The following is a 23,721-nucleotide window of genomic DNA, read 5'->3' as shown; positions in this document are numbered from 1 at the left end:
CCCTAAAGAAACCGCCAATCATCAAATGCCGGTTTCATTGAGGAAGCGATGAAGATACTCGTCGCCGTCAAGCGGGTCGTCGATTTCAACGTCAAGGTCCGGGTCAAGGCCGACAAGACCGGCGTCGAGACCGCCAACGTCAAGATGTCGATGAACCCGTTCGACGAGATCGGGGTCGAGGAGGCCCTGCGCCTCAAGGAAGCCGGCAAGGCCGCCGAGGTGATCGCCGTCTCGCTCGGCATCCAGCAATGCCAGGAGACGATCCGCACCGCGCTTGCCATGGGTGCCGACCGCGGCATCCATGTCTTGACCGATGCCGGGCTGCAGCCGCTTGCCGTGGCCAAGCTGTTGAAAGCGGTGGTCGCCAAGGAACAGCCCGGTCTCGTCATTCTCGGCAAGCAGGCGATCGACGACGATTGCAACCAAACCGGACAGATGCTGGCAGCCCTCCTCGGCTGGGCGCAGGGAACCTTCGCCTCCAAGCTCGTGCTCGGCGATGGCAAGCTCGAGGTCACCCGCGAGGTCGATGGCGGGCTGGAGACGGTCTCCTTGGTGCTGCCGGCGGTGATCACCACCGATCTCCGCCTGAACGAGCCGCGCTATGCCTCGCTTCCCAACATCATGAAGGCGAAGAAGAAGCCGATCGAGCAGCTGACCCCGGAAGCGCTCGGCGTCGACCCGAAGCCCAGGCTGAAGACCCTCAAGGTGGACGAGCCGCCGAAGCGCAAGGCCGGCGCCAAGGTCGCGAGCGTGGCCGAGCTCGTGGCCAAGCTCAGGCAGGAAGCGAAGGTGATCCCATGACCGTGCTGGTGCTGGCCGAACACGACAACGCCACGCTCAAGCCGGCAACGCTCAATGCGGTGACCGCGGCGACCAAGATCGGCCTGCCGGTCGAGGTGCTGGTCGCCGGCCAGAACTGCAAGCCGGCCGCCGAGGCGGCAGCGAAGATCGCCGGCGTGGCCAAGGTGCTGATGGTGGATTCGAGCGAATACGCCCATCCCATGGCGGAGACCCTCGCCAATCTCCTGGTGGCGTTGGCGCCGGGACGCAGCCATCTCTTGGCGCCCGCCACCACCTCGGGCAAGAACGTGATGCCGCGGACGGCAGCACTGCTGGATGTGGCGCAGATTTCCGAGATCATCGAGGTGGTCTCGCCCGATACCTTCATCAGGCCGATTTATGCCGGCAACGCCCTGGCGACCGTGCAGTCGGCCGATCCGGTCAAGGTGATCACGGTCAGGACCACGGGCTTCGATCCGGCACAAGCGACCGGCGGCTCGGCCCCGATTGAGGCCGGTGAGCCCAAGGGCGATGCCAAGCTGTCGAGCTTCCTCAGGAGCGAGCTCTCCAAATCCGAGCGCCCGGAGCTCACCAGCGCCCGCATCGTCATCTCCGGCGGCCGCGGCATGCAGAACGGCGAGAATTTCAAGCTCTTGGAAGCGGTCGCCGACAAGCTCGGTGCGGCGGTCGGCGCGTCCCGCGCCGCCGTCGATGCCGGCTTTGTGCCCAACGACTACCAGGTCGGCCAGACCGGCAAGATCGTCGCCCCCGATCTCTACATCGCCGTCGGCATCTCCGGCGCCATCCAGCATCTGGCGGGCATGAAGGACAGCAAGGTGATCGTCGCCATCAACAAGGATGAAGAAGCGCCGATCTTCCAGGTGGCCGATTACGGCCTCGTCGGCGATCTCTTCAAGCTCGTGCCGGAGCTGACGGCAGAACTGGACAAGCGCTGAGCCTCACGCAAGAACGGAGAAGGCAATGACCAAGACCATCGGCGTCATCGGTGCCGGCCAGATGGGCAGCGGCATCGCCCATGTGGCGGCACTCTGCGGCTACGACGTCCGCCTGTCGGACATCAGCGCCGAGGCGCTGAAGAAGGCGATCGGCAATATCGATCGCAACATCGAACGCCAGGTCTCCCGCGGCAAGGCCACATCCGAGCAGAAGGCGGACGCACTGGCGCGCATCTCCACCTCGACCGAGTTCGCCTCGCTCAAGGGCTGCGATGTGGTGATCGAGGCGGCGACCGAGAACGAGGACGTCAAGCGGGCGATCTTCAAGAAGCTGGTGCCGGAGCTGGGCCCGGAGACCATCATCGCCTCCAACACCTCCTCGATCTCCATCACCCGGCTCGCGGCCTCGACCGATCGCCCGGGCAAGTTCATGGGCATGCATTTCATGAACCCGGTGCCGGTGATGCAGCTGGTCGAGCTCATCCGCGGCATCGCCACCGACGAAGCGACGTTCAAGGTCATCCGCGAGCTTGCGGTCAAGATGGGCAAGTCCCCGGCGGTGGCCGAGGACTTCCCCGCCTTCATCGTCAACCGCATCCTCTTGCCGATGATCAACGAGGCGGTCTACACGCTCTACGAAGGCGTGGGCTCGGTCGAGGCGATCGACACGGCGATGCGGCTCGGCGCCAACCACCCCATGGGGCCGCTCGAGCTGGCCGACTTCATCGGGCTCGATACCTGCCTTGCAATCATGCATGTGCTCCATGGCGGCCTGTCGGACTCGAAATACCGGCCCTGCCCGCTCCTGGTGAAATACGTCGAAGCCGGCTGGCTCGGACGCAAGACCAAGCGCGGCTTCTACGACTACTCGGGCGAGAAGCCGGTCCCGACGCGATAAGCGCTGTCGAAGAGCCCCCACCCCAACCCTCCCCCACGCTGCGCATGGGGGAGGGAGTGGAGCAATTTTTAGCTCCTTCCCTCGCCGTCAGGCGGGGGAGGGTTGGGGTGGGGGCATCGTTCGCAATAAAGCGGTCTTCAGCCGCCGGTCTTGATCACCGCGGGGCCGCCTGAGGGCTTGGCGGGCGCCAGATAGTGCCGGATGAGGGCGGCGGCTTCCGGCGAGTCCCAGGCGGCAGCCCCTTCCAGCCGGCCCACCTCGCGTCCATCGCGGTCGATCAGGATGGAGGTCGGCAAGCCGCGGGCTCCGGTCCCACGGGTGAAGCTGGAATCGGGATCGAGGTAGATCGGCAGCAGCTTCAAGGCGAGCTTCTCCAGGAACGGCGTCACCGCCTTATTGCCGGCGCGGTCGGAGGAGACGGCAATGATGGTGAAGTCCTTGCCGCCGAGGCTCGCTTGCAAGCGCTCCAAGGACGGCATCTCCTCCACGCAGGGCGCGCACCAGGTCGCCCAAAGATTGACCAGGACCACCTGGCCCAGGAACTGGCCGAGGGGGACACGCTTGCCCTCGCGGTCCTGGAAGCCGCCCTCGGGCGCTGGCCGCGGCGCCTCATGCAAGGTAAACTTGCGCATCTGCCCGGTGAGCGGCGGCCGATCGCCTGCCGCCAGCGGCCCGGCGATGACGACCCAGCCGATCGCCGCAGTCGCCAGCAGGGCCACTCCCAGCACCCAGATTCGCAGGCCGCGCACCCGATCCATCATGAAGCAAAAATCCTCAACCGCACCCGCATCAGAACGTTCCCCCGCACCCGCCGACCCGAACGCGCTGTGGGGCGGCCGTTTTGCCAGCGGCCCCGCGGCGATCATGCAGAAGATCAACGCCTCGATCGGCTTCGACAAGCGCCTCTACGCCGAAGACATCGCCGGCTCGCTGGCGCATGCCGAGATGCTGGTGGCCCAGCATATCATTTCCCAGAAAGATGGTGCCGAGATCCGTCGCGGTCTAGAGCAGATCCTGGGAGAGATCGAGTCCGGCCGCTTCGTCTTCAAGGTCGAGCTCGAGGACATTCACATGAATGTCGAGGCGCGGCTGGCCGAGATCATCGGCACGCCGGCCGGACGGCTGCATACGGCGCGCTCGCGCAACGACCAGATCGCGACCGACTTCAAGCTCTGGGTCAGGGGCGCCATCGACGGCTTGGACCGGCAGCTCGCCGATTTGCAGCAGGCGCTCATCGACAAGGCCGAAGCGAACGCGGCGACCGCCATGCCCGGCTTCACCCACTTGCAGGCGGCCCAGCCCGTCACCTTCGGCCACCATCTCCTCGCCTATGTCGAGATGCTCGGGCGCGACCGCGGGCGCTTCAAGGACGCGCGCAGGCGCTTGAACGAGTCGCCCTTGGGGGCAGCAGCGCTCGCCGGCACCTCCTTTCCCATCGACCGCAAGCGGACGGCGAAGGCGCTCGGCTTCGACCGGCCGGCGGCCAATTCGCTCGATGCCGTTTCCGACCGCGACTTCGCCTTGGAGTTCCTTGCCGCCGCCGCGATCGCCGCCACGCATCTCTCGCGCTTCGCCGAGGAGCTGGTGTTGTGGACCTCGGCGCAATTCGGCTTCGTCAAGCTGTCGGACGCCTTCACCACCGGCAGCTCGATCATGCCGCAGAAGCGCAATCCCGATGCGGCCGAGCTGGTGCGCGCCAAGGCCGGACGCGTCATCGGCGCCTTGGATTCGCTCCTCATCATGATGAAGGGGCTGCCGCTTGCCTATGGCAAGGACATGCAGGAGGACAAGGAGCCGACCTTCGAGGCCGCCGACACGCTCTCCTTGTCGCTGGCCGCCATGACCGGCATGGTCAAGGACATGCGCCCGCAGGCGGACGCCATGCGCCGGGCGGTCGAGCAGGGATATCCGACCGCCACCGACCTCGCCGATTGGCTGGTGCGCCGGCTCGGCTTGCCGTTCCGCGAAGCCCACCACCTCACCGGCCGGATCGTCAGGCGGGCCGAGGAGCGGGGTGTCACCTTGGACCGTCTGGGCTTGGCCGAGCTGCAGGCGATCGAGAAGCGGCTGACCGCCGATGCGCTCGCCGTCTTGGGCGTCGATCGCTCGCTCGCCAGCCGGACCAGCTATGGCGGTACCGCGCCCAAGAATGTCCGCCGCGCCGCCGCCGCCGCGCGCAAGGCCTATCTATGAGGCGGGCTCTCATGCTGGCGCTGGCGCTGGTGCTGGCGACCGGGCTCGCCTCCTGCGGGCGCAAGCCCAACCGCCTGCAGCCGCCGGGGGACGACGCGCAGACGCAGTTCCCCAAGACCTACCCGAAGCCAACACCTATGCCGGCACCGACGCCATGACCGAGTTCGCCTATCGCCAGGGTCGGCTCTACGCCGAGGACGTTCCCTTGGAACGCATCGCCGCGTCGGTCGGCACGCCCTTCTATTGCTATTCCTCGAAGGCGCTGGAAAGCCGCTACCAAGCCTTCGCCGATGCTCTCAAAGGCATCGATGCGACCATCTCCTACGCCTTGAAGGCCAACTCGAACCAGGCGGTCATCGCCACCTTTGCCGGGCTCGGCGCCGGTGCCGACGTGGTTTCCGAGGGCGAGCTCCGCCGGGCGCTGGCGGCCGGCGTCCCGGCGCACAAGATCTACTTTGCAGGGGTCGGCAAGACCCGCGCGGAGATGGAGTACGCGCTCGGTGTCGGCATCGCGGAGTTCAACGTCGAGTCCGAGCCCGAGCTCGAGCTGCTCTCCCAGCTGGCGACGAGCGCCGGCCGCACCGCATCGGTCGCCGTCCGGGTGAACCCGGATGTAGATGCGGGGACCCACGCCAAGATCACGACCGGCCGCAAGGAGAACAAGTTCGGGATCGACATCGATCAGGCGCGCGCCGTCTATGGCCGCGCCCGGCGCTTGCCCGGCATCAAGCTCATGGGCATTTCCGTGCATATCGGCTCGCAGCTGACCCAGCTCGACCCGTACCGCCTCGCCTTCGCCCGCATGGCCGACCTGGCCCTGGCGCTCAAGGCCGATGGCCACCCGATCGAGGTCCTGGATTGCGGCGGCGGTCTTGGCGTGCGCTATCTGAGCGAACAGCCGCCGCCGATTTCCACCTATGCCGCCCTCATCGGCGAGGCGGCGCGGAAGACCGGCTGCCGCGTGGTGGTGGAGCCAGGCCGGGCGCTGGTCGCCGAGGCGGGCGTGCTGGTCGCGAGCGTCATCTACGTGAAGGATGGCACGGCGAAGAGCTTCGTCGTCATCGACGCGGCCATGAACGACCTGATTCGCCCGACCCTGTACGAGGCCTATCACGAGGTCGTGCCGGTGCGGCAAAAGGCCGCCGATTCGCTCGAGCGCCCGGTCGATATCGTCGGGCCGATTTGCGAGAGCGGCGATTATATTGCCAAGGATCGGGCGTTCCCGGAGGTTGCCGCAGGCGAGCTGGTGGCGATCAAAACCGCGGGAGCATATGGCGCGGTGATGGCATCGAGCTACAATACGCGGCTGCTGGCGCCCGAGGTCATGGTGCGCGGCGGCGAGTTCGACGTGGTCCGGCCGCGCCCGAGCTACGACGATTTGATCGGCCAGGACCGCGTGCCGGCCTGGATCGCCCGATCCGACGATCGGCTGGCTGACGATCGGCATGCCCGGGAGCGGCTGGTGCATCTGCCGAAGACCGGAAGGACGGCGAAGAAAGGAGTGGCGTAGATGGCGACCAGCGAGCGAGGGATTCTCGGCGCCGCCGGACTCGATCTGCCGCCGCGCCTCGCCCGGCGCATCGTCCAACGGCTCCAGCTGGCGCGGGTGACGCTCTTCTGGGAGCGGCTGTGGCCGGCGTTGTGGCCGGCGCTGGCGGTCATCGGCAGCTTTCTCGCCCTGGCGCTCTTCGACATGCTGCCGGCCTTGGGCGGCATCGCCCATGCGGCCGCACTCGCCGGATTCGGCCTCGGCCTGGTGTTCGCCTGCTGGTATGGGCTGAGGCGCCTCAGCCTGCCCGGCTTTGATGCCGCCCGCCGGCGGGTCGAAACCGCCAGCGGCCTCATCCACCGCCCGCTGACCCAGCTCGAAGACGATTTCGTCGGCCGCGGCGACGACCCCTTGACCCAGGCGCTGTGGCAGACGCACCGCAAGCGGCTGATCGAGCGCTTGCGCCATTTGCGCGTCGGCCTTCCCGCCGCGGGCCTCGCCCGGATCGATCCTTGGGGCCTTCGTGCGGTTCTCGGCCTCGTGCTGGTGGTGGCGCTCGTCGCCTCTTCCGAGGATCGCTGGCTGCGTCTGGAGCGCGCTCTGTCGCCCAATCTCGCCGGCGCCGGTGCCGGCCCGGTGACGCTCGATCTGTGGATCAGCCCGCCGGCCTATACCGGGCTCCCGCCGGTCCTCCTCGATGCCGCCGCCCAGAAGTCCGCGCAGCCCATCCCGGTGCCGACCCATTCGAGCGTGCTGGCGCAGGTGAATGGCGGTAGCGCGTCGCCCACCTTGATCATCGGCGATGAGACGACGCAATTCGAGAGCATCGGACCGACGAGCCACCGCGTGCAGGCGACCATCACCACGGGCGATCGGCTCGTGGTCAAGCGCGGTCAAACCGAGCTCGGCGCCTGGCCCATTCAAGTCTTGCCCGAGCACGCGCCCACAATCGCCTTCCGCAGCCCGCCCTCGCAGACCGACCGCGCCGCCCTCAAGCTCGACTACACCGCCAGCGACGAATACGGCATCGAGACGGTGCAGGTCCGCATCCGTCGCGTGCGCGACGGCGACGGCGCCAAGACGGACGAGGAGGCGGAGACGGAGACGATCGAGCTCGCCCTGCCGCTGCCGGGCGTGGGCTTGCACCAGGCGCAGAGCGCCAGCTTCCACGATCTGACGGCGCATATCTGGGCCGGCCTGCCGGTGGAAGCGGTGCTGGTGGCAAAGAATGTCGCCGGCCTCTCCGGCGAGAGCCAGCCCGAGCGCTTCAAGCTGCCGGAGCGGGTCTTCACCCATCCGGTCGCGCGCGCGATCGTGGCCGAGCGCCGGCGGCTCACGATCGAGCCCGACAGCCGCAAGCAGGTGATCACCGCCTTGGGCGAGATCGCATCCAGGCCTGGCACCTACTACGACGACATCGTCACCTTCCTTTCGCTCAAATCGGCGGTCGGCCGGCTCAGCCTCGATCGGACCAAGGAGGGCCTGGCCGCCGTGCAGCAATTGCTGTGGGAGACCGCGCTCAGAGTCGAGGATGGCGAGATGTCGACCGCGCTCCGCGAGCTCCGGATGGCCGAGCAGCGGCTGGAGGATGCGCTCGCCCGCAATGCCGAGGACAAGGAGCTGCAGCGCTTGATGGAAGAGCTGCAGCGGGCGCTCGACCAATATCTGGACGCGATGATGCGCCAGATGGAGCAGCAGCAGCAGGCGAGCCCGCAGGACATGCAGCCGCTGCCGCCGAATGCGCAGCTCTTGAGCCGGCAGGATCTGCAGAGCCTCATGGATCGGGCGCGCGAGATGCTGAAAAGCGGCAATCGCGAGGCGGCGCGCCAGCTGCTCTCGCAGCTCCGCGAAATGCTGGAGAATTTGCGCGCGGCCCAGCCGCAGATGGGCGACCCGAAGACCCAGCAGGCGATGCGCATGCTGCAGAACCTGCAGGATCTGGCCCGCCGCCAGCGCCAGCTCATGGACCAGACCTATCAGGACGCCAACCGCCAGAACAACCAGCAGGGACAGCAAGGTCAGCAAGGTCAGCAGGGACAGCAAGGCCAACAGGGCCAGCGCGGTCAGCGCGGCCAGCCGGGCCAGCCCGGGCAGAATGGTGCCGAGAGCCAGGAAGCGATCCGGCGGATGCTGGGCGAGCTCATGCGCCAGATGGGCGAGATGGGCGACATCCCGCAGCCCTTCGGCCGCGCCGAGCGGGCGATGAAGGAGGCGGCGGAAGCCCTCCAGCGGGCCCAGCCCGGCGAAGCCGTGGGCCCGCAGGGCGAGGCTCTGGACCAGCTGCAGCAAGGCGCCCAGGCCTTGGCCGATCAGCTCGCCAATCAGATGGCAGGCTCAGACCCTGGCAACAACAACGGCCAGGGCCGGCCCGCCGGCACCCGTCCCGGACAGGCGAGCCGGGATGGCCGCGATCCTTTGGGCCGCACCACCCGCAATTCCGCCGGCATGGACCAGGGCGATGTGGAGATTCCCAAAGAGGCGGATCTGCAGCGCGCGCGGGAAATCTTCGACGAGCTGCGCCGGCGTGCCGGCGAGGCCAACCGCCCGCCGATCGAGCGTGAATATATCGACCGGCTGCTCAGGCGGTTTTAGCGTCGCCCTCACCCGCCGCTGAAGGTAATGGTGAGGTCGACCGCCTCGGCAGACGGGTTGGCGAACTCGCTCTTGAAGTGCACAGTCTCGCCTGGCAAGAGCCTCGGCGTATCGGCGGGAAACACCCAGCTCTGCAGCTCGTGGCGGCCCGAGTCGCGCAAGGCCGCGCGCAAGGGCGGTACGTCGCGCACGTCCGTCGACATGTTGGCGATCTCGCCCATCACCACCAGGACCGGCGTGCCGGCTTCGACCTTGCGCTCGGAGTTGATCTCGCGGAGCGCCAAGCCGGCGCCTGGAGCCGGCACCGGAATGCCGATCGCCTCGTAGAGCCGCGCCGAGGGTGGCCAGGCGGCAACCAGGGGCTCGCGCCCGAGCACGACGCCCAGCAAGAGGACGACGGCACCCAGAGCGAGAGCCGCCCAGCCGCGCCGCCCGCTGCCCGACCGCGCCTGACCGCGGAGCGCCGGCAGGTTGGCGCCGCGCCGCAGGGGCGGCGGCTCGATCGCGTCGGCCGGCGGCACGATCACGTCGACCGGCTCTTGCTCCTCGATCTCGGCCGGGGCTTGGAACCAGGTCTCGCCGCAATTGCCGCAGCGCACCTTCCGCCCCTCGTCGCCGACGGCGCTGGAGGCGAGCGCATAACGCTTGCTGCACGACGGACAGGTCAGAATCATGAATTAGGGGCCGAATCTCGCCAATCGGTTCCAATTACGTCGATCTATAGGGACTAGCCGGTTGTTGAGCAATCCCCGCATGTCGCGATGCAACCAATTCCAGCCTGCCGCCCCGGCGGCGGGTTCGTAGCTCGGCACGGATTTGCCCCCGGCTGTGGACGCAAACGCGGCTGCCATGCGATGCTCCGGCCGATCCAGCCGATGACGAAGGCAGCCTGCTAGGATAGCGATACGGTGGTTCGCTTCGAGGACGTGGCCGCGCGCTATGGCCAGGGACCGGAAGTACTGCGCGGGCTCAATTTCGAACTCGCTCCAGGCTCATTCCATTTCCTGACCGGCTCCAGCGGCGCCGGCAAATCGACCTTGCTGAGGCTCCTTTATTTGGCGCTGAAGCCGGCGCGCGGCCGCATTGTCCTCTTTGATCGGGAGGCAGCGCTGATTCCGCGCGGCGAGCTGCCGGCGCTCAGGCGGCGCATCGGCGTCGTCTTCCAGGACTTTCGCCTGCTGCCGCATCTCTCCGCCCTCGACAACGTGGCGCTGCCCTTGCGCGTGGCCGGAGCGAAGGAAAGCCAGATCCGCGATCATGTGGCGGAGCTGCTAGCCTGGGTCGGGCTGGGAGCGCATGTGGACGATCTGCCGCCGACCTTGTCGGGTGGCCAGCAGCAGCGGATTGCCATCGCACGCGCCGTCATCGGCCGGCCAAGCCTGCTCTTGGCCGACGAGCCGACAGGCAATGTCGACGACCGCATCGCGGTGCGCCTCATGTACCTCCTGGACGAGCTCAACAAGATGGGCACCACCGTGCTGATCGCCACGCACAACGATGCCCTGGTCGCGCGCTTCAAGCATCCTCAGCTCCATCTCGAAGACGGGCATCTCTACGAGGTGCCGGCGCGACGGCGGGCGCAGGCATGATCCCATGCTGAGACGACGCTCCGACCTGCCGCTGGCGGGCGACGCCAGCGGGCGATTTCTCCCCTGCATCGCCGCCGCGATGGTCTACCTGGCGGCGCTGGCGCTCGCCGGCGCCTTCAGCGTGCACGCGGTCATCGAGCGCTGGAACGCGGCTCTCACCGGCACGCTCACCGTCGAGATCCCTCTATCCCAGAACGCAAGGCCCCAAAACGCCGCGAACGCCGAAGCGCGCCTGCAGAGCGAGCGGGTGCAGCGTGCCGTGACGCTGCTACGAGCGACGCCGGGGGTGGCGAAGGCCGAAGCCTTGGACCGCGCCGCCACGCTCAAGCTCATTGAACCCTGGCTCGGCCAGGGCGGGCTCATCGAAGACTTGCCGCTGCCCTCGCTCATCGAGGTCTCCCTAGCGCGCGATGCCAAGATCGACGTCAAGGTCTTGGCCGAGGCGCTCAGCGCCGCGGTTCCCGGCAGCCGGCTGGACGACCACGGGCTATGGCTGGGCGGTGTGGCGGCGCTGGCGCGCAGCGTCGAGGCGTTGGCGGGCATCGTGCTCGTCATCGTCGGCATCGTCGCGGTCGCCGCCGTCGTCTTCGCCACGCGCACCGGCCTTGCCATCCATCACGACGTCGTCGAAGTCCTGCATCTCATCGGCGCGCGCGACCGCTACATCGCCAACCAGTTTGCCCATCACGTCTTCCGGCTGAGCCTGTGGGGTGGGCTCGTCGGCCTCGGCTTGGCGCTCCTCACGCTGGCCGCGATCGGCCGCGCCCTCGATGTCGTGCACGTGGCGCAGATACCGGGCCTCGGGCTGGATCCGCTGGCATGGGCGAGTCTCGGCCTGCTGCCCCTCTCGGCGAGCCTGATCGCCATCGTGACCGCGCGCCTCTCGGTCGCGCGCCGGCTGGCGCGCCTGCCATGACCACCTTGGCGACGGGCTCGTTCCGCGGACCCAAGGCCGGATTCTGGCGCTGGCTGTCCTTTGCGGTCGTCGGCCTCGGCCTCGTGTGGACCGTCGGCCTCATCCTCTTTGCCGGGAGCCTGCCGCGCGAGGTCGAAGACGCCGACAGCATGACCGATGCGATCGTGGTGCTGACCGGCGGCAGCCGACGGGTTTCCGTCGGGCTCGAGCTGTTGGCCTCGGGGCATGCGCGCAAGCTGTTCATCTCCGGCGTCCACTCCGATGTGGTCAAGGCGGAGATCGCCGGCCATGAGCCGAAGCTCAGGGGACTGCTCTCCTGCTGCGTATCGCTCGGCTACAGCGCCAGCGACACGGTCGGCAACGCCGCCGAGAGCGCAAGCTGGATGGCAAAGGAGGGCTTCCGCTCGCTTCGCTTGGTGACCTCCGGCTACCATATGCCGCGCAGCCTCATCGAGTTCCGCCGGGCGCTGCCGCATGCGGCGATCGTCGCCAACCCGGTCTTTCCGAGCAATGTGCGCCAGGATGCCTGGTGGCGCTGGCCGGGGACGGCGGAGCTGATCGCGAGCGAGTTCAACAAGTTCCTGTTCGCGTGGCTACGCTCGAGCCTGAGCGGTCTCTGGGCGCACGAGCGAGACCCGGTCCTGTGAGCATCTGGCTGCGCTCGCTCGCCTTCAACATCGCCTTCTATCTGTGGACGACGCTCGTTGTCGTCGTGGCCTCGCCGAGCCTCGCCTGCCGTCGCACGGTGCTGATCGCCGTCGCCCGCTTCTGGGCCAGAGGCGCGGTGTGGCTCTTGAAGGCGATCTGCCGCCTCGACTACCGGATCGAGGGAGGCGAGAACCTGCCGACGGGCGCGGTGATCATCGCCGCCAAGCATCAATCCGCGTGGGACACCTTCATCTTCAACGTCTTTCTCGAAGACCCCGCCTATGTGCTGAAGCGCGAGCTCCTGCTCATCCCCTTCTACGGCTGGTATGCGGCCCGAGCAGGGATGATCTCGGTCGACCGCAGCGGACATGCCTCGGCATTGAAGTACATGGTCCGACAGGCGGAGCGGGCCGCAGCAGCGGGCCGCCAGATCGTGATCTTCCCTCAGGGAACCAGGATCGCGCCCGGCGAATCCAAAGCCTATCTGCCGGGGGTACAGGCGCTCTACGGCAAGCTCGGCGTGCCGGTGGTGCCGGTGGCGCTCGATTCGGGCCTCTATTGGGGCCGCCGGGGTTTCCTCAAGCGGCCCGGCACCATCCGGCTGGTCTTCCTGCCGGCGATTCCGCCGGGGCTGAAACGCGCCGCCTTCACCGAGCGCCTGGAGACGGCGATCGAGACGGTGTCCAACCGGCTCATCGCCGCCAGCTCCGAGCCCGCCCTTGGGGGCGTCGCTGCCGACCAAGGATAATCTTTGTTTACCAATTCGTTAGCGGTCGGTTCCGGTACAAAACGAAACGGGAACATGGCTTGACCACGGGCTTACTGATCCGTACATTTCCCTCGCAATAGCGTAAAATCGGCGAAGTATCGTCGCTCCGGCCTCGAGCCGAGATGCCCCGCGTGCAAGCGGCCCGCGGGCGATCTTGGGTTCGGCGCCGATGGTGGAGCTTCCGAAGATGACGCAGGTAGCCGCGATCTCCCAGCAGATCTGGGACATGAAATATCGCTTCAAGAGCGCGGACGGCCAGCCCGTGGACAAGACCATCGACGAGACCTGGCGCCGGGTGGCATCCGCCGTCGCCGAGGCCGAGAAGCCGGAAGACCGCGCGCTCTGGACCGAGCGCTTTCACGGGGTCATGGCCGATTTCGAGTTCCTGCCGGCGGGTCGCATCATCGCCGGCGCCGGCACGGCGCGCGCCGTTACCCTCTTCAACTGCTTCGTCATGGGCACGATTCCCGACGACATGGGCGGGATCTTCGAGCACTTGAAGGAGGCCGCGCTCACCATGCAGCAGGGCGGCGGCATCGGCTACGACTTCTCCACCTTACGGCCGAAGGGCGCGCCGGTGAAAGGCGTGGGTGCGGATGCTTCGGGTCCGCTCACCTTCATGGATGTCTGGGATGCGATGTGCCGCACCATCATGAGCGCCGGCCACCGCCGCGGCGCGATGATGGCGACCATGCGCTGCGATCATCCCGACATCGAAGCCTTCATCGAAGCCAAGCGCGAGCCCGGGCGGCTCCGGATGTTCAATCTCTCGGTCTTGGTGACGGATGCGTTCATGACGGCGGTCCGCCAGGACCAGCCCTGGCCGCTCAGCTTCGGCGGCGTTGCCTATCGCACCGTCCAGGCGCGCGAGCTCTGGGACAAGATCATGCGCGCGACCTACGCCTATGCCGAGCCCGGCGTGATCTTCATCGACCGCATCAACCGTCGCAACAACCTCCATTATTGCGAGAGCATCCAAGCGACCAATCCGTGCGGAGAGCAGCCATTGCCGCCCTATGGCGCCTGCCTGTTGGGCTCGGTCAATCTGGCGCGCCTCGTTAAGGATCCATTCGAGGAGACGGCGGCACTCGACCTCGAGCGCCTGGACACGCTGGTACGCACCGCCGTCCGCTTCATGGACAACGTGACCGACGTCTCGCGCTTCCCCTTGCCGCAGCAAAAGGCCGAGGCGGAGGCGAAGCGGCGGATCGGGCTCGGCGTCACCGGGCTCGCCGATGCGCTCATCATGTGCCGGGCGCGCTACGGTAGCGAGCAGGCGGTGACCTTGACGCGCGCCTGGATGAAGGCCTTGCGGCGCGCGGCCTATCTCGCCTCCTCCGAGATCGCCGCCGAGAAGGGCTCGTTCCCGCTCTACGACGCCGAGCGCTACCTCGCCAGCGAGACCGTCGGCGGCCTGGAGGAGGACGTCAAGGACGCCATCCGTCGGAACGGCATGCGCAATGCGCTTTTGACCTCGATCGCGCCCACCGGCACGATCTCGCTCTTGGCCGACAATGTCTCCTCGGGGCTGGAGCCGGTGTTCAGCTTCCGCCACACGAGGTCGGTCATGATGCCCGACGGCAGCAGGCGGCAGGAAGAAGTGGCCGATGCCGCCTATCGGCTGTTCCATCGGCTCAAGGGCGAAACCGTGGCGTTGCCGGAGTATTTCGTCGATGCCCAGCAATTGTCGCCGGGCGACCATGTGGTCATGCAGGCCGCCGTCCAGGAATACATCGACAGCTCGATCTCGAAGACCATCAACTGTCCCGCCGACCTGCCCTTCGAGGTGTTCAAGGACGTCTATCAGCAGGCCTACGACCTCGGTTGCAAGGGCTGCACCACCTATCGCCCGAACGAGGTGACCGGCGCCGTCCTGCACGCGCATGCCGACGAGCAGGCGAAGGCGCAGCCGGAGCTGCCGCTCACCATGCCGACGGCGGCCGCCGCCAAGCCCGCCGACGACTTCGATGCCGGCGGCGTTGTCTACATGACGCAGCCCCTCCAGCGCCCCGAGGAGCTGCCGGGCAAGACCTACAAGATCAAGTGGCCGGAGAGCGACCACGCAATCTACATCACCATCAATGACATCGTGCAGGACGGCCGCCGCCGGCCCTTCGAGGTGTTCATCAACTCGAAGAACACCGAGCATTACGCCTGGACCGTCGCCTTGACCCGCATGATCAGCGCGGTGTTCCGGCGCGGCGGCGATGTGTCCTTCGTAGTCGAGGAGCTGAAGGCGGTCTTCGATCCGCGCGGCGGGCAATGGATGGGCGGCCGCTACGTGCCCTCGCTCCTGGCGGCGATCGGCGACGTGATCGAGCATCACATGATCGACATCGGGTTCCTGCAGCCGCCGGAGCGGCAAGTCCCGGCGCTGGCCGAGCGCAAGGTCGTCGGCCTCGCCGACGGGCGCATGCGCCATTGTCCCAAATGCAGCCAGCCCAGCCTCATTCGCCAGGAGGGCTGCGATCAATGCCTTGACTGCGGCTACTCGAAGTGCGGTTGACGGGATCACCGCCATCGGCCGGGCCGGCTAGTCCCGGCCCGCGAGGATGACCGCTTCGGATAGCGGCTCCGAAGAAGCGCCGGCGCTATTTTCAGCGCCTGGCGCACCGGCTGAGCGGTCTCCGCTGGGGTCCGCCGAGGCGGGTGGTGCGGCGTTGAGCGCCGGCGAAGTGGCGCGGCTCGATGAGCGGATCTTCGCCGCCCGGGTCGGCCTGCTCTATCGCCAGCTCTACCTGGCGCTCGTCGCCAACGTGGTAATCCCGCTCTTGATCGCGCTGGGCCTATGGCAGAGCGCGGATCGGCTCGTGCTGATGCTGTGGGTCGGCGGCATGACCCTCCTCCAGGTCGTCCGCCTCGGCCTGAGCCTTGCCTTCGAGCACGCGCAGCCCGCCTCGGAAGAGGTGCGGCGATGGGCCGGCTTGGCGATCGCGGGCGCCGCCTTCAGCGGGCTCGGATGGGGCTTCTCCAATTTCTACTTCTTCGATCCGACGTCCCCGACCAGCATCCTGATCCTAACCAGCGTGACGGTGGGAATGGGTGCCGCGGCGTCGGTCTCGACGGCCGCGGTACCGGCCGTGTTCTTCGCCTACTTCTTCCTTCACACCCTGCCGCTTGCCGGCCGCTTCATCGTCTCCGGCGACCAGACCCAGGTGGTGATGGGCATCATGGCAACGGCATACATCGCGCTCCTCAGCCTAGCCGCGCGCAACACCAGCCGGATCATCGAGCGATCGCTCAGGCTGCGCTTCGAGCGCATGGACATGATCGATCGGCTCGAGCGGGCACGCCATCTCGCGGAGTCGGCCAACCGCGCCAAATCGGAATTCTTGACGATGATGAGCCATGAGCTGAGGACCCCGCTCAATTCCATCATCGGCTTCGCCGAGCTCCTGGAGCGCCTGCCGCCGGAATCGATCAAAGCCGGCGAATACCGCGCCTATTCCGCCGATATTCATGCAAGCGGCACGCATCTCCTGGCGCTCATCAACGACATTCTGGACATGTCGCGGGCCGAGGCCGGCGACATCGAGCCGATCCCGAGCGTCTTTGCGATCTCCTCGGTGATCGACCGCTGCGGCCGGCTTCTGGCTCAGCGCGCGACCGAGGGCGGCGTCGAGCTGAATCTATCGACCGGGCAACCCTTGCCGAAGCTGTATGCCGATGAGCGCATGGTCAGGCGCATCGTGCTCAACCTCATGAGCAATGCCGTGAAGTTCACCCGCCCCGGCGGCAAGGTGACGGTCGCGGCCGAACGCCTCGGCAGCGGCGCGCTCGCAATCGACATCATCGACACCGGCATCGGCATGGCCGCGGACGACATCCCGCGCGCGCTCGAGCCATTCGGCCAGGCCGACACCTCGCTGAAGCGCAGACATTCCGGCAGCGGCTTGGGTCTGCCTTTGGCCAAGCGGCTCATCGAGCTGCATCAGGGCCGCCTGGAAATCCAGAGCCGCCCCGGTCAGGGAACCAAGGTGACCATCATTTTCCCGCGGGAGCGGCTTGCCGATTAGCCCAATTCAATGACGACGCATTGAGCACCACCGGTTCCGGCGGCGGTGGCGGCGGCAGAGTCGGCGTCTCGAGCCTGCCCGCGCAGAGACCCTCGACAAGGCTTTCCAGCCGGCTCAAGCCGCGGTCGGCGAGGCCTAGATCGCTGAGATGGCGAAGCGTGTTGCCGAGATAATCGCGGCATGGGCCGCGCCCGCCATGGCCTTGCAGCACGAGGGCCGCCGTCTGCACGGGCGTGAGCCCGCCCGCATATTGCCGGTGGGCGCGGTTGACGACGAAGGCGAGCGCCGGCACGGCGCGGCCGCGATCCAAGCGTGCGGCAATCAGGCGCGGATGATAGACCCGCGTCAGCATCTCCCGGCGCCACAGGTAATCGAGCACGGCCGGCAGCTCCGATCGGGGAATGCGGAGCGCCAGACCATGACAGGAGCCACCGCGATCGAGGCCGAGCACCAGACCCGGCCGCTCCGGCGTGCCCCGATAGAGGTGAGAGTAGACGCAGAATCGCCGATGAAAGCCGTAAATGCGGGCCGGAGCGTGCTCGGCATGGGCAAAGCCCGGATCCCACATGAGCGAGCCGTAGGCGAACACCCAAGCCGCACCTCGGCCGGGCCAGCCTTTCGGCAATTCGGAGGCGGGTTCGCGCGACCCGTCACGCTTGGAGCTCGGCATCGCCGGCACTATAGCCGAGCGGGTAGCCGGCTCAAGGTTCCTCGGGCCGACGGCTGAGGCTATAACGGCGCGTCTCACGCGCGAGGGCGGCAATGCGGTGGCGTTTGGTTTGGTCGGCAGGGGCGCTGGCTTTTCTGCTGCTGGCGACAGGTGCGGCCTCTTGGTGGCTCGCCGCCAGAGCGCTCGACCAGGCGATCCAGCGGTGGGTCGAGGCGCGGCGCAGCGACGGCTACACCGTCGAATGGCGGGCGCGAGCCATCGGCGGCTTCCCGCTTTGGATCCGGGCCAGGTTCGAGCAGCCGGCGCTGACCGCACCCGGCGGGGCGACACCGTGGTCCTGGCAAGCCGAGAGCCTGACCTTGGCCGCGCGTCCCTGGAATCCGACGACCGTATCGTTTGAAGGCCAGGGTCGGAACCTCCTCGTGCTCGCCATTCCGCAATCCGTGCAGGTGACGAGCGATGCGGTCCACGGCAGCCTCGTTCTCGGCCTGAACAGGCCGCTGCAAGGCGAGATGGAGGTCGCTGCGCCGGCGCTCTGGACCGAGAAGGACACGCCGAGCGCCTCGGCCCGGCGCCTCGACGTGGCGCTCGACAAGTACCTCTCCGGCCAGGCGGACGAGCGGACGGAGAGTGCCGCGGGTCGCCTCAGCCTCGAGGGCCTGGCCCTCGCCCCGCCGCTGGCGCAGCGCCTGCCATTCTCGGAGCCGATCGACCTCAGCCTCGCGCTCAGCTTGTTCGGAACGGTGCCGGTGGACTCGCCTGCCCGCGCGCTGGCGCGCTGGCGGGATGCCGGCGGCATCGTCGAAATCAGCCGCTTGGATCTCAATTGGGGCCCGCTCGGCCTCACCGGCAACGGCACGGTGGCGCTGGACGAGGAGATGCGGCCGCTGGGTGCCGGAACCGCTTCGATCCGCGGCTGGGATGCGACCCTGGAGCGCCTCGTCGCCCTCGGCGCGGTCGCCACGCGTCAGGCCTCGATCGCGCGCGTGGTCTTGAGCGCGCTCTCGAAGCCCACACCCGCCGGCGCCGAGGTGACGGTGCCGCTGACGGCCCAGGACGGCAAGCTTTCCGTGGGCCCGGTGCCGATCATGCCGCTGCCGAAGATCGTGCCTTAGGGAACTACACTGCTTTTCGTGCGCGCTTGAACGCGTCGGACTCACGCCTGCTTGGCGGCGACCACGCCGCGGCGGATGGCGCGGGTGCGGGTGAACAACTCTTCCAGCTTCTCGCCTTCGCCCCAGCGAATGGCGCGCTGCAGGCTCGACAGGTCCTCGCTGAAGCGCTGCAGCATCTCCAGGACCGCCTCGCGGTTGTTGAGGAAGATGTCGCGCCACATGATCGGATTGGAGCCGGCGATGCGGGTGAAGTCGCGGAAGCCGCCGGCGGAGAACTTGATCACCTCGGACTGCAGCGAGGTCTCGAGGTCGGTCGCGGTGCCGACGATGGTGTAGGCGATGAGGTGCGGCAGATGCGAAGTGATCGCCAGCACCTTGTCGTGGTGCTCGGCATCCATGATGACGACGTTGGAGCCGAGGCCCCGCCACAGCCACGCGACGCGATCGGCGGCGGCCTGATCCTCGCCGGGAAGCGGTGTCAGGATCGCCCAGCGGTTATGGAAGAGTGCGGCGAACCCCGCATCGGGCCCGGAGTTCTCGGTGCCGGCGACGGGATGGCCCGGAACGAAGCGGGCATGGCGCGGCAAGGCCGGCTTCAAGGCCCGGATCGCCGCCTGCTTGACCGAGCCCACATCGGTCACGATCGCACCCGCGGCCAAATCCGGCGCCATCGCCTCGCCGATCGCCTGGTAGGTGCCGATGGGCGTGCAGACGATCACCATGTCGGCGCCGCGAACCGCTTCGCCCGCATCCGCGGTTGCCGATTGGCAGAGCCCGAGCTCGAGCGCGCGGGCCCGGTGCTCCTCGTTGTTGTCGGCGACGACGATCCGCTCCGCCAGCTTCTGCTCGATGACGCCGCGGGCGATCGAAGAGCCGATATGGCCGATGCCGATGAGCGCCAAGGTCTTGATGGGAAGCTCAGCCATGCGTGCGGCCCAGGAACTGGCCCAGCTCCGCGAGCAAGGCTTCCATCTCTTCGGCCGTGCCGATGGAGAAGCGGAAATGCTCGGCAAGCCCGTAGGTCGCCATCTCGCGCACGAAGATGCCGGCCTTGGCCAAGTGCTCGATTGCCGCCTCGGCGGTCTTGCCGGTCTTCGCCGGCACGCGCACCAGCACGAAATTGGCGACGCTGGGCACCGGCTCGAGACCGAGCTTCCGCAGCGATTCCTGGATCGTCGGCATCCAGGCGGCGTTGTGATTCCGGGCGGCTTCCTGGAACGCCGCATCGGCCAACGCCGCCATGCCGGCCGCTTGCGCAGCGAGGTTCACGTTGAAGGGGCCATGCACCCGGTTCAAGGCATCGAGGATCGCCGGCGATCCATAGCCCCAGCCGAGCCGCAAGCCGGCGAGCGCGAACAGCTTGGAGAAGGTGCGCAGCATGATCACGTTCTGGCTGCGCTCGACGAGCCCGCTGCCGGCCGAGTAGTCGTTGCGGTTGACGTATTCCGCGTAGGCGGCATCCAGCACCAGAACCACGTGCTCCGGCAGCTTGCGATGCAGGCGCTCCACCTCGTCATGGGGGAGATAGGTGCCGGTCGGATTGTTCGGATTGGCGAGGAAGACGAGCTTGGTGCGTGGGCTCACGCGCTCCAGGATCGCATCGATGCTGACGGTGAAGTTGACGTCGGGCGCGGAGATCGGGGTGGCGCCGGCGGCCCTGGTCGACTGCTTGAACATGACGAAGCCGTATTGGGTGTGAATAGCCTCATCGCCCGGTCCGGCGTAGCAATTGGCGAGCAGCTCGATCAGCTCGTCCGACCCATTGCCGACGATGAGCCGCTCCGGTTCGAGACGGTGATGCCGGGCGAGCGCCTGCACGAGCTCGCCCGAGCCACGCTCGGGATAGCGATGGATTTCGCCCGAAGCGGCCTTGAAGGCGGCGACCGCCTTCGGGCTCGGCCCCAGCGCGCCTTCATTGGCCATCAATCGAATGACGCGTCCTTGGCGCTTGGGCGGCTGAAAGGCCCGATAGGGCGGCAAATCGAGAATGCCGGGCGTAGGTGTCGGTCGAGTGGCCGATGCGGTCATGACATATCCCTAAAGTTCACAGCATAGGAAGTTAGCGGCAATTCCGCGTTTCGTTTAATCGCATCGAAGCCCTAGGAGCCGGATAGCGGCGTCGCATAGCCGCCGATGGTTAGAGCGCGGCCGATGCCGGGTTCGCGCGCAAGCAGCGCGAGCCGTCGGTCATCGGCGCCGACGAAGCCCGCGAGCTCGAGCAAGCGCCATTGCGTGTCGTTCTCCTTGTCGGGGGCAATGGCGAGGACGGACCCTTTGAGCTCCACGCGCTCGAGCGCCGTTGCGATGCCAGCTTCGTCGGCGCCTGCCTTTGCCGCCAGGGCGACGAGCGTGCGATCCTCGCCGCTCTCCTCATGCGCCATCGCCGCCACCACGAAGGCCGTGGCAATGGCGGTGCGGCTCCGGCTCCGGTCGGCGAAGGGCAGCTTGACCACGACCCGTGGCGGATTCGGTCGGTCCGAGAGGAGGAGCGGCCACCACGGTGCCGCCTCGCCAGGCCCGGGCGCCGGCAGCACGCCGACCGTCGCCGTGCCCGCCGCGACGGCATCGACGACCTCGCCCGGGCTCCGGCAACTCCGCATCGGGACGCTGCCGCCGTAATGATCGCGGGCCAGATCCCAGCAGCCCACACCGTCTTCGCCCCCATAGACCGCCACCAAAACGTTCTCCTGCAACCCGAGCGAGCCGCCGGTTATGAGCTCGCGCCAAAGCCGCACCATGACGCCCATGGGCACGGGGCCGCGATGGCGGCGGGCCAGGCGCCTGAGCACTTGGGCTTCCCTGGCCGGGCGCAGCATCGGCGAGGCCACGCTCGTCTTCACTCGGCCGATCTCGCGCACGATCTCGGCGCGTCTGAGGATGAGATCGTGGATGGCGTCGTCGATCTCGTCGATCTCGCGGCGCAACGCATCGAGCGCTGGCGGGGCGGTCGTCATGGTCGCTCTAAGTCGTCGGGTTGTTGAGCCTAGTCGAGGGACTGAGAGGTGTAGTCCCGGGTTTCGGCAAAAGCAAAGGAAACCCTATGCGAGCCCGGCGGTGGGATGGGTCAACCCACGCCCATCGCATTCTATTCTCCGATCCTTTCGGGATCGAATGGCGACGTCTGATAGACTTCGTTGATCCAGTTGCCGAACAACAAATGGGCGTGGCTGCGCCAGCGATTTTCCGGCGGCGCCTTGGGATCGTTCTTCGGAAAATAGTTGACCGGCAGCTCGATCGGCTTGCTCGCCTTGACGTCGCGCCAATATTCCTCGCTCAGCGAATTGGTGTCGTATTCGATGTGGTTGAACATGTGGAGGGCACGGCGCGGCGCGTCGGCGACGAGGCAGAGACCGGCTTCGTCGGACTCCATCAGGACCTCAAGGCCTTTGCCATTCGGCAGGTCGGTGCGGTGGTTCTCGGTCCAGCGCGAGACGGGAATCATAAAGTCGTCCGAAAAGCCGCGCAGGTACGGCGAGGACGGGTTGAGGTTGCGGTGGCGATAGACGCCGAAGGCCTTCTTCGGCAAGGCGTGCTTCGGCACATCGTGAAAGTGACAGAGCGCCGCCTGCGCCCCCCAGCAAATGTTCATCGTCGAATGCACATTGGTCTGGGTCCAATCGAAGATGCGGCAGAGCTCGTCCCAATAAGTGACGTCCTCGAAGTCGAGCTGCTCCACCGGGGCGCCGGTGACGATGAAGCCATCGAATTTCCGGCGCTTGATGTCTTCCCAGTCGCTGTAGAAGGCGATCATGTGCTCAGCCGGGGTGTTCTTCGGCGTGTGACCGGTGATCTTGACGAGGGTGAGCTCGACCTGCAGCGGCGTTGCGCCGATGAGCCTGGCGAACTGCGTTTCGGTCTTGACCTTGTTGGGCATGAGGTTGAGGAGCCCGATGCGCAGAGGGCGGACGTCCTGGCGGAGCGCCGTCGCTTCCGTCATGACCATGACGCCTTCATGCTCAAGCGTCAGACGGGCCGGCAAATCATTGGGGATCTTGATCGGCATGAGTGGGATCTATTGCAGGTCGATGGCGCGCGAAACAAGGGCTACGAAGTCTTCCTCCGCCTGTTGCGGCGTTTGCGCCCTAATGCCGCGCAATTCCTCCATGTGCACCCGGTAACCGTGATTGCGGGCGATGGCTTCGTAGATGGGAAGGCGATGGTGGAGGAGCTGCTCGAAGCCCCAGGCGGCGAAGTCGTCGGGAGGGACGTCGTTGTCTCCGATGATGCCGTAGATCGATTTGTACTCGGCCCATTTCTCGTCGAGGAACTTGGGCCGGTAGTACATGGGCTTCGGATCGTCGCGGAAGCGGTCGACCAGCATCTTCGTGTGCTGTTCGCTGCCTTCTATATAGAGGAGAAGGCTGGTGTCCGACAGGCATCTGAGCACCGGGTCCGAAGCGTCTGAGGGATCCGCCACTTCGCACAGGCTGCCGCCCGTATCGCAGATGAAATGCTCGTACCGATAAATGTCGCGCGCCCTTTGGATGAATTCGGGAACATCGAGGAGCGCGCGGATCTCCGCTTCGCGGTGCTGCTCTTGGCGGCGCTGGTATTCCGCGAACGGGATGCCCTTGAGCGCCGTGTTGCCGGGCTTGCCCGTGTAGGTCGAGAGCGGGCTCAGATTTTCAAAGGTAATGTTCGAGCAGATATAGATCGAATCGGACAGCAGCAGATCGCGCAGAAACTGCACCTTCATCGCCTCGCGCTTAAAATTGTCGATGATGTGCTCGCCCATGTAGCGGGTGCCGATGCGGTAATCGACGGAATAGTGGAACCAGCCACTGCGCTGCAGGAGCCCGGCGAGCGTGGTTTTGCCGACGCCCGACATGCCGAATATCGTCACCGCCTTGGCGGGCCATTCGCGGAACTCTTCGCCTGATTTGAAGCGCATGGGGGTTCTTTAGCCGAAGCCCGGGGAAATGGGCAACAGGCGGGCTAGAAAACCCTCACCCTCCCACGCTCCTTCGCCACGCTCAGGAGCGCGGGCCCCCCCCACGCCCGCCCAGGGAGGCCCGGGGCGGGGGTGCGGCGCACCCCCTCCCCGGCCCTCCCGGGGGGGGAGTGGGGGGGGCCCGCGCTCCGGAGCGTGG

General features: G+C 67.1%; 22 protein-coding genes. 14 read left to right on the top strand and 8 right to left on the bottom strand.

What is annotated here, in order from left to right; all coding sequences use genetic code 11:
• The first annotated feature begins 48 nt into the window (after positions 1-48).
• Genes HY058_19115 through HY058_19105 form a run of 3 tightly spaced genes read left to right on the top strand, consistent with a single transcriptional unit; the run spans position 49 to position 2,634 of the window.
• Positions 49-801, top strand: a complete 753-nt coding sequence (locus HY058_19115) for an electron transfer flavoprotein subunit beta/FixA family protein (protein MBI3499410.1) — start codon at positions 49-51, stop codon at positions 799-801.
• The gene (locus HY058_19110; protein MBI3499409.1) at positions 798-1,736 is read left to right on the top strand and encodes an electron transfer flavoprotein subunit alpha/FixB family protein; all 939 of its coding nucleotides are present in this window, start codon (positions 798-800) and stop codon (positions 1,734-1,736) included. Before HY058_19115 ends, HY058_19110 begins: the two co-directional genes overlap by 4 nt.
• A gap of 25 nt (positions 1,737-1,761) precedes the next feature.
• Positions 1,762-2,634 (top strand): 3-hydroxybutyryl-CoA dehydrogenase, encoded by an 873-nt coding sequence (locus tag HY058_19105; protein ID MBI3499408.1) that lies wholly within the window; start codon positions 1,762-1,764, stop codon positions 2,632-2,634.
• A 137-nt stretch (positions 2,635-2,771) separates the two neighbouring features.
• Here the strand turns inward: HY058_19105 and HY058_19100 are convergent, their stop codons facing one another.
• Positions 2,772-3,392 carry a TlpA family protein disulfide reductase gene (locus HY058_19100; GenBank protein ID MBI3499407.1) on the bottom strand — a complete coding sequence of 207 codons (621 nt, stop codon included), beginning with the start codon at positions 3,390-3,392 and terminating at the stop codon, positions 2,772-2,774.
• Position 3,393: 1 nt separating this feature from the next.
• On the opposite strand from HY058_19100, the gene argH reads away from it, so the two are divergent.
• The 4 genes from argH to HY058_19080 are packed head-to-tail and all read left to right on the top strand — an operon-like array spanning position 3,394 to position 8,908.
• Positions 3,394-4,827 carry an argininosuccinate lyase gene (argH, locus tag HY058_19095; GenBank protein MBI3499406.1) on the top strand — a complete coding sequence of 478 codons (1,434 nt, stop codon included), beginning with the start codon at positions 3,394-3,396 and terminating at the stop codon, positions 4,825-4,827.
• Positions 4,824-4,985 carry a hypothetical protein gene (locus HY058_19090; GenBank protein ID MBI3499405.1) on the top strand — a complete coding sequence of 54 codons (162 nt, stop codon included), beginning with the start codon at positions 4,824-4,826 and terminating at the stop codon, positions 4,983-4,985. Before argH ends, HY058_19090 begins: the two co-directional genes overlap by 4 nt.
• Positions 4,982-6,337 carry a diaminopimelate decarboxylase gene (lysA, locus tag HY058_19085; protein MBI3499404.1) on the top strand — a complete coding sequence of 452 codons (1,356 nt, stop codon included), beginning with the start codon at positions 4,982-4,984 and terminating at the stop codon, positions 6,335-6,337. Before HY058_19090 ends, lysA begins: the two co-directional genes overlap by 4 nt.
• On the top strand, positions 6,338-8,908 hold the full coding sequence (locus HY058_19080; protein MBI3499403.1) for a TIGR02302 family protein: 2,571 nt from the start codon (positions 6,338-6,340) through the stop codon (positions 8,906-8,908).
• A gap of 8 nt (positions 8,909-8,916) precedes the next feature.
• Here the strand turns inward: HY058_19080 and HY058_19075 are convergent, their stop codons facing one another.
• Positions 8,917-9,582 carry a zinc-ribbon domain-containing protein gene (locus HY058_19075; GenBank protein MBI3499402.1) on the bottom strand — a complete coding sequence of 222 codons (666 nt, stop codon included), beginning with the start codon at positions 9,580-9,582 and terminating at the stop codon, positions 8,917-8,919.
• Positions 9,583-9,816: 234 nt separating this feature from the next.
• Between HY058_19075 and ftsE the strand changes: the two genes are divergently transcribed.
• The 6 genes from ftsE (at position 9,817) to HY058_19045 (ending at position 16,846) form a co-directional block, all read left to right on the top strand.
• On the top strand, positions 9,817-10,497 hold the full coding sequence (gene ftsE, locus HY058_19070; GenBank protein ID MBI3499401.1) for a cell division ATP-binding protein FtsE: 681 nt from the start codon (positions 9,817-9,819) through the stop codon (positions 10,495-10,497).
• Positions 10,498-10,501: 4 nt separating this feature from the next.
• Positions 10,502-11,413, top strand: a complete 912-nt coding sequence (locus HY058_19065) for a cell division protein (protein MBI3499400.1) — start codon at positions 10,502-10,504, stop codon at positions 11,411-11,413.
• Entirely contained in the window at positions 11,410-12,060 is a 651-nt protein-coding gene (locus HY058_19060; GenBank protein ID MBI3499399.1) for a YdcF family protein, read from the top strand. The genes HY058_19065 and HY058_19060 overlap by 4 nt, the downstream gene beginning before the upstream one ends.
• 2 nt (positions 12,061-12,062) lie before the next feature.
• Positions 12,063-12,809, top strand: a complete 747-nt coding sequence (locus HY058_19055; protein MBI3499398.1) for a 1-acyl-sn-glycerol-3-phosphate acyltransferase — start codon at positions 12,063-12,065, stop codon at positions 12,807-12,809.
• A 208-nt stretch (positions 12,810-13,017) separates the two neighbouring features.
• Positions 13,018-15,336 (top strand): adenosylcobalamin-dependent ribonucleoside-diphosphate reductase, encoded by a 2,319-nt coding sequence (locus tag HY058_19050; GenBank protein MBI3499397.1) that lies wholly within the window; start codon positions 13,018-13,020, stop codon positions 15,334-15,336.
• 154 nt (positions 15,337-15,490) lie between these two features.
• The gene (locus HY058_19045; GenBank protein ID MBI3499396.1) at positions 15,491-16,846 is read left to right on the top strand and encodes a HAMP domain-containing histidine kinase; all 1,356 of its coding nucleotides are present in this window, start codon (positions 15,491-15,493) and stop codon (positions 16,844-16,846) included.
• On the opposite strand, the gene HY058_19040 is transcribed toward HY058_19045, so the two are convergent.
• Positions 16,815-17,516 carry a gamma-glutamylcyclotransferase gene (locus HY058_19040; protein MBI3499395.1) on the bottom strand — a complete coding sequence of 234 codons (702 nt, stop codon included), beginning with the start codon at positions 17,514-17,516 and terminating at the stop codon, positions 16,815-16,817. The two genes, HY058_19045 and HY058_19040, sit on opposite strands and share 32 nt — an antisense overlap.
• Before the next feature lie 92 nt (positions 17,517-17,608).
• On the opposite strand from HY058_19040, the gene HY058_19035 reads away from it, so the two are divergent.
• Positions 17,609-18,631 carry a DUF2125 domain-containing protein gene (locus HY058_19035; GenBank protein MBI3499394.1) on the top strand — a complete coding sequence of 341 codons (1,023 nt, stop codon included), beginning with the start codon at positions 17,609-17,611 and terminating at the stop codon, positions 18,629-18,631.
• Between the two features lie 41 nt (positions 18,632-18,672).
• On the opposite strand, the gene HY058_19030 is transcribed toward HY058_19035, so the two are convergent.
• The 5 genes from HY058_19030 to HY058_19010 form a co-directional block, all read right to left on the bottom strand.
• Positions 18,673-19,557 (bottom strand): prephenate/arogenate dehydrogenase family protein, encoded by an 885-nt coding sequence (locus tag HY058_19030; GenBank protein ID MBI3499393.1) that lies wholly within the window; start codon positions 19,555-19,557, stop codon positions 18,673-18,675.
• A complete protein-coding gene (locus HY058_19025) occupies positions 19,550-20,659 on the bottom strand; it encodes a histidinol-phosphate transaminase (GenBank protein MBI3499392.1) in 1,110 nt (369 codons plus the stop codon). Before HY058_19025 ends, HY058_19030 begins: the two co-directional genes overlap by 8 nt.
• 71 nt (positions 20,660-20,730) lie before the next feature.
• On the bottom strand, positions 20,731-21,585 hold the full coding sequence (gene pheA, locus HY058_19020; protein ID MBI3499391.1) for a chorismate mutase: 855 nt from the start codon (positions 21,583-21,585) through the stop codon (positions 20,731-20,733).
• Between the two features lie 131 nt (positions 21,586-21,716).
• Positions 21,717-22,634, bottom strand: coding sequence for a homoserine O-succinyltransferase (locus HY058_19015; GenBank protein ID MBI3499390.1), 918 nt, complete (start codon positions 22,632-22,634; stop codon positions 21,717-21,719).
• A gap of 9 nt (positions 22,635-22,643) precedes the next feature.
• Positions 22,644-23,522 (bottom strand): ATPase, encoded by an 879-nt coding sequence (locus HY058_19010; protein ID MBI3499389.1) that lies wholly within the window; start codon positions 23,520-23,522, stop codon positions 22,644-22,646.
• Between the last annotated feature and the right edge of the window lie 199 nt (positions 23,523-23,721).

Source organism: Pseudomonadota bacterium (assembly GCA_016195085.1).
Lineage (GTDB): Bacteria > Pseudomonadota > Alphaproteobacteria > SHVZ01 > SHVZ01 > JACQAG01.
This window is presented reverse-complemented; position numbering and strand designations above follow the sequence as displayed.